Origin of the sequence: Bradyrhizobium sp. (assembly GCF_027451485.1) — a bacterium.
GTDB lineage: Bacteria > Pseudomonadota > Alphaproteobacteria > Rhizobiales > Xanthobacteraceae > Bradyrhizobium.
Map to the genome: position 1 here is coordinate 1 of NZ_DAIDJE010000033.1, position 5,812 is coordinate 5,812.

5 protein-coding genes and 1 pseudogene are annotated in these 5,812 nt (G+C 61.9%); 5 read left to right on the forward strand and 1 reads right to left on the reverse strand.

Going from position 1 to position 5,812, the window contains the following annotated elements; translation table 11 throughout:
- The 4 genes from NEZ08_RS04385 to NEZ08_RS04400 form a co-directional block, all read left to right on the forward strand.
- A partial coding sequence (locus NEZ08_RS04385) for a tetratricopeptide repeat protein (RefSeq protein WP_298104043.1) occupies positions 1–1,080 on the forward strand: 1,080 nt, incomplete at its 5' end.
- A 77-nt stretch (positions 1,081–1,157) separates the two neighbouring features.
- Positions 1,158–1,937, forward strand: coding sequence for a hypothetical protein (locus NEZ08_RS04390; RefSeq protein ID WP_298104046.1), 780 nt, complete (start codon positions 1,158–1,160; stop codon positions 1,935–1,937).
- Positions 1,927–3,192 carry a hypothetical protein gene (locus tag NEZ08_RS04395; RefSeq protein WP_298104049.1) on the forward strand — a complete coding sequence of 422 codons (1,266 nt, stop codon included), beginning with the start codon at positions 1,927–1,929 and terminating at the stop codon, positions 3,190–3,192. The genes NEZ08_RS04390 and NEZ08_RS04395 overlap by 11 nt, the downstream gene beginning before the upstream one ends.
- On the forward strand, positions 3,189–4,658 hold the full coding sequence (locus NEZ08_RS04400; protein ID WP_298104052.1) for an aspartate aminotransferase family protein: 1,470 nt from the start codon (positions 3,189–3,191) through the stop codon (positions 4,656–4,658). Before NEZ08_RS04395 ends, NEZ08_RS04400 begins: the two co-directional genes overlap by 4 nt.
- 27 nt (positions 4,659–4,685) lie before the next feature.
- Here the strand turns inward: NEZ08_RS04400 and flbT are convergent, their stop codons facing one another.
- Entirely contained in the window at positions 4,686–5,090 is a 405-nt protein-coding gene (gene flbT / locus NEZ08_RS04405; RefSeq protein ID WP_298104055.1) for a flagellar biosynthesis repressor FlbT, read from the reverse strand.
- 355 nt (positions 5,091–5,445) lie between these two features.
- Between flbT and NEZ08_RS04410 the strand changes: the two are divergent.
- Positions 5,446–5,812, forward strand: a pseudogene (locus NEZ08_RS04410) (flagellar protein); the annotation flags it as partial.

The window sequence follows — 5,812 nt, forward strand, 5'->3', positions numbered from 1 at the left end:
ATCGTGCCCGGCCACCCGCAAATCCTGACCAATCGTGGGCATGCGCTTCGCCGGCTCGACCGGCCGCAAGAGGCGTTGATCGATCTGGAATCAGCCCTGACGAGTGCGCCCGAATTTCCGGAGGCGCATTTCGAGACCGCATTGGCCCGCCTGACGCTAGGCGACTTCAATGATGGCTGGAAGGCTTACGAATGGCGATGGAGGACCGGTGCGTTTGCGAGCCAGCGACGCTCCTTCAGGCAGCCGTTGTGGCGGGGTGACGCTCCCATTTCCGGCAAGACGATCCTGCTTCATGCCGAACAGGGGTTCGGCGATACGATTCAGTTCATCCGCTATGCCCGCTTGGTGGCCGACCGCGGCGCACGGGTGATCTGCGAAGTTCAGCCGGAGTTGGCTCCGCTGTTATCGCAGATCGAAGGCGTCGAAATCATCGCCAGGGGCCAAGCGTTGCTGCCGGCCTTCGACATGCACTGCCCGCTGCTCAGCCTGCCGCTGGCCTTCGGCACGGACGACGCAACCATTCCCGCCAAAATTCCCTATCTGACCGCAGAGGCAACGCGTGTGGCGCAGTGGCGCGAGCGTCTTGGCCCACGCGTTCCGCGCGCAGGCTTTGTCTGGTCCGGCTCGGCCACCCACAAGAACGATGCCAATCGTTCCGTTGCGCTGGCACGGCTCGCGCCGTTTTTCGAAAGCCTGCCGCTCGCATGCTTTGGGCTGCAACGCGACATGGGCGATGCCGACCGCGAGATGGTGGCGCGCGTGCCGAAACTGATCAATCTCGGCGCGGAATTATCTGATTTCAACGATACTGCCGCCGTTATCTCGCTGCTGGATGTCGTCGTTTCCGTCGACACCGCCGTTGCCCATCTCGCCGGTGCGATGGGCAAGCCGGTTGTGATCCTCCTGCCGCATGCGGCGGATTTTCGCTGGCTGCGTGGTCGCACCGATACGCCGTGGTATCCGACCGCCAGGCTGTTGCGGCAGCCGTCTTTCGGCGATTGGGACAGCGTCCTGGGGCGCCTGGCCGCCGAATTGCAGAACCATGTCGGTGCGGAAAGCGGCCCGTTAGGACTTCGTTAACCACGTCTGTTTACTGATTGGTGCCAATTGCGGCCGGGACAGCCATCCACGGTGGAGAGAAGCCGCAGGAGCGCCTGATGACTGAGCCCATTCACCTCGTGGTGGCGACGCCCTGCTTCGGCGGCCAGGTCTCCACCATTTACGTGAACTCCATCTTCGCGCTTCAGAGCGCAGTGCGGTCGCTCTCGAACCTGCGCCTCAAGGTCGAGTTGCGGGACGGTGATGCGCTGATCACGCGGGCGCGTGCAAACCTGATGACCTCGTTTCTCGACGACCCCTCTGCGACTCATCTTCTCTTCGTTGACGCCGATATCGGCTTCACGCCTGACCAGGTATTCCGCCTGATCGAATCCGGCGCCGATGTCGTGGCCGGCGTCTATCCGATCAAGCGCGTCAACTGGGAGAAAGCCCAGCGCGCCATTGAAGGCCGGCGACCGAACCTGCCTGCGGCCTCGCTCGACTATGTGCTGGAAATCAACGATCCCGACCATGTCGCCGTCGTCAACGGCTTTACGCGGGTACGTTACGCAGGCACCGGCTTTCTGATGATCCGCCGCCACGTTTTCGAGAAGATGTGCGCGCATCCGGATTATGCCTCGCTCAAATTCTCCGCCGAGCATTCGCACGACGTGCTGGCCGGAAGCCCGAATCGCTTTGCGCTGTTCGAATGCATGATCGATCCGGCGACCGGTACCTATCTCAGCGAGGATTTTGCCTTCTGCAAGCGCTGGACCGACATCGGCGGCGAAATCTGGGCCGATCTTCAGAGTCGGCTCGATCACGTCGGCCCGTCGGTTTTCCGCGGCGAAGTCGCTTCGCAGTTTGCCAGCCCGGCGCTCGCGACCGATGCAGCCTGAGCCGGAAGCGGCGCTTCCCGGCCGAACCGGCAGTTCCCGGCCGGGTTGCGCCGAGCGCATTGGTCTTGCCAGATTGACGCGCGCCTATGAGGCCGGGCATGACCTTCGGCCGCTTTGGCGGCGGCTGATCGAAAGACTCCTCGACGGCAGCATCGAAGCGGGCGAGGGGCTCGACCTGTCGCTGATCGCGCAACTGCTCGGCGACAAGGAAGCGGGGCTGGCGATCCAGCACGCCATCCTGTCGTCGCATCAGCTGTTTCGCTCACCCTGTGCGGCAAAGCCTGCTCGTTTGCGTGTTCTGGCGCTTGCGGCAGCGACCGACATGGGCAGCAACACGCCAATCGAATTCCTTCTGGAAGCGAGCGGCATCGAATTGACCACGCTCTACGTCATGCCGGATATCGAATGGCCCGACTGGCTGCCCGATCATGACGTCGCGATGGTGATCGCATCCGACTCCGACGACTGCCGCAGCGCACTCGACAAGATTGCCGAGGCCATGACGCACTGGCCGCGACCGTTGCTCAATTCGCCGCAACGGATCTGCCGTCTCGATCGCGACAAGCTGTACTGCCTGCTCAATGGCGTCGAGGGACTTCATATTCCGCAGACGGCTTGCGTTGCGCGCGAACAACTCGAGAAACTCGCACGATCGACGCTCGCGTCGTCCGACGTCGCGCCCGACCTCGCCTTTCCCCTCATCGTCAGGCCGCGCGGCTCGCATGCCGGCAGGGGGCTGGCGAAATGCGAGAACACAGCAGAGATCGCACGCTATCTCGACGAGCATACACACGCGGCATTTTTCATCTCGCGCTTCGTCGATTATCGGAGCGCTGACGGATTATTCCGCAAATACCGTCTCGCCTTCATTGATGGCAAGCCGTTTGCGTGTCATCTGGCGATCGCCGACCGCTGGGACATCTGGTATCTTAACGCACAAATGGCAGCGAGTTCGGACAAGCGCCGCGAAGAAGCGATTTTCATGCAGATGTTCGATCAGGATTTTGCAAAACGTCACCGCGCTGCTTTGACGGGCCTCGCGGGGCGCATCGGCCTCGATTATTTCACCGTCGATTGTGCGGAGACGAGCGACGGATCGTTGCTGATCTTCGAGGCCGACAATACGGCGATCGTCCATGACATGGATTCGCCCGAGATATTTCCATACAAGGTTCCGCAAATGCGAAAAGTGTTCGATGCTTTCGCCGCGATGCTGTTCCGCCGTTCGGGCCGCGCACACGAGGCCGCAGCTTGACCACCTCACCCAAGGCGCCATCTTCGGCGATCGGGCGAACCGAAACGCTCGATCCGGCGGACTGGGCTGAGGTGCGCGCGCTAGCCCATCGCATGCTCGATGATACGATCGATTATATCGCCAACATTCGCAAGCAGCCGGTCTGGCGTCCGATTCCCGACGAGGTTCGTGCGCGATTTCGCGACGAACTCCCGCGCGAAGCATCGGAGTTCGGCGAGATCTACCGCGAGTATTCCGATTTTGTCGCGCCCTATGCGACCGGCAATGTTCACCCTGCCTTCATGGGATGGGTGCATGGGGGCGGCAACGTGATCGGCATGCTGGCGGAGATGCTGGCGGCCGGGCTCAACGCCAATCTCGGTGGCCGCGATCACATGCCGATCGAAGTCGAACGTCAGATCGCCGAATGGACACGGACGATGCTGGGCTTCCCGCCTGGGGCCAGTGGTGTTTTCGTGACGGGGACGTCGATGGCGAACCTGATGGCGGTGTGGGTGGCGCGAACGGCAGCGCTGGGCATTACCGCCCGGCAATGCGGCCTCGGCGGCGATGGCGCCTTGCTGACGGCCTACACTTCGAAGGCGGCACACGGCTGCATTTCCAGGGCGATGGATCTTGCCGGATTCGGCAGTGATGCGTTGCGGACCGTGCCGTTCGACCGCTCGCATCGCGTCGATGTGGAAGCGATGCGCGGGCAGATCAAGCGCGACCGCGAGGTCGGCTTACGGCCGTTCCTCGTGGTCGGCTCGGCCGGCACTGTCGACGTCGGCGCGATCGACGATCTCGCGGCATTGGGCGAGTTGTGCCGCGAGGAAAAACTCTGGTTCCACGTCGATGGCGCCTATGGCGCACTCGGCGTGCTCTCGCCGGTCATCGCCCCGCGCCTTTGCGGACTGGAGCAGGCTGATTCCGTTGCACTTGATTTCCACAAGTGGGGACAGGTGCCTTACGATGCGGGCTTTCTGCTGGTTCGCGACGCTCAACGTCATCTCGACGCGTTTGCAGCGCCGGCGGCTTATCTGCAGCGCGAGGCGCGAGGTCTTGCTGCGGGCTCTCCCTGGCCGTGCGACCTGGGGCCGGATCTGTCGCGCGGATTCCGCGCGCTCAAGACGTGGTTCACGCTGAAGGCGTTCGGTACGCAAAAGCTCGGCGCGATGATCGAGCGCACTTGTGCGCTCGCGCGCTATCTGGAAGAAAAAATCTCGGCAGAGTCGCGGTTGGAACTGCTGGCTCCGGCGCAACTCAACATCGTCTGTTTTCGCTATCGCGCCGAGGACGCCAACCGCGTCAACAGCGAGATTGTAGCGGACGTTCAGGAATCGGGCATTGCTGCGCCGTCGACCACGACGCTGGATGGCAAGCTGGCGATCCGTGCGGCCATCGTCAATCATCGCACCGACACGCGAGATATCGATGCCCTGGTCGGAGCGGTTCTGGAATTCGGAGCGCGGCGTTCGCCCGGCTGAGCCAGTTCGGGCGAACCGAGCGTTGGTTCAGGCAGCCTGCTTGGCGCGGGCGTGGTCGAGCAGCTTCTTCTCGTAAGCCACGAGCTTCTTCGCTTCCTTCAGCGCCTGATACAGATCGCCGTTGAGGATGTTGATGTTGATCCCCTCGATGACCGGCCACATGCTCGGCGCCGCGGTGACAAGGTCGCGCAGCAGGTTGAAATAGGTGCCGTAATTGCTCTGCCGATCCGGCGAGATGTACATCAGCTGTACCGCCAGATAGATCAGCTTGGCCGGCGTGTCGGCGGTCTCCGGCGTGAGGATGTCCTTTTCGCGCAGGATCGGGATCTTGTCGCCTTCGATGAGCAGCCGAGCGCGCTGGTCGGTGTTGGTGATCACGCAGGATCCGATGATGATCCGCTCGTGTGGCTTCAGTTCGACTTTCAACGCCATGCCTGTTCTCCGTTGCCGCCCTCGATCGGACGGGATGTTCGAATTTGCGCGATGAAGCGCCTAAGAACGCAGGCGACGGACTCAAACAATCGTAGCCGGATCCGAGTCTTCCCGAGTCGCCCTTAAGAATTCGTAAACGCCGCGGAACCGCCGAAAATTACGTAGCGATTCCAAGGGGCTGGAAGCGCGGCTGCTATGGTGAAAAATCCGTTTTTAGCTCGAAATTTCAAGCATTTAGTCGAATGAGAGCGATCTGATTCATGCTTTGTTAGAGGGGCGGCTTCCACGGTACGCGGACGCCTGATCCTGGACGGGTCAGGCTGCGTTTTGAGTTTCACACCAGAAAGGTATGAATATGTCCGGTATCGTTCTCTCGGCGTCAGTCCGCCAAAACCTGCTCTCCCTCCAGTCGACGGCCTCGTTGCTTGCAACGACCCAGAATGACCTCGCCACTGGCAACGCGGTCAATTCGGCGCTCGACAACCCGACCAACTATTTCACCGCTCAGGGCCTCAACAACCGCGCTTCCGACATCTCCAATCTGCTCGACAGCATCGGCAACGGCGTGCAGGTGCTGCAGTCGGCCAACACCGGCATCACCTCGCTGCAGAGCCTGGTGTCGAGCGCCCAGTCGATCGCCAACCAGGTGCTGCAGACCCCGGTCGGTTACTCGACCAAGTCGAACGTGACCTCGGCTACCATCACCGGCGCCACCGCCGACA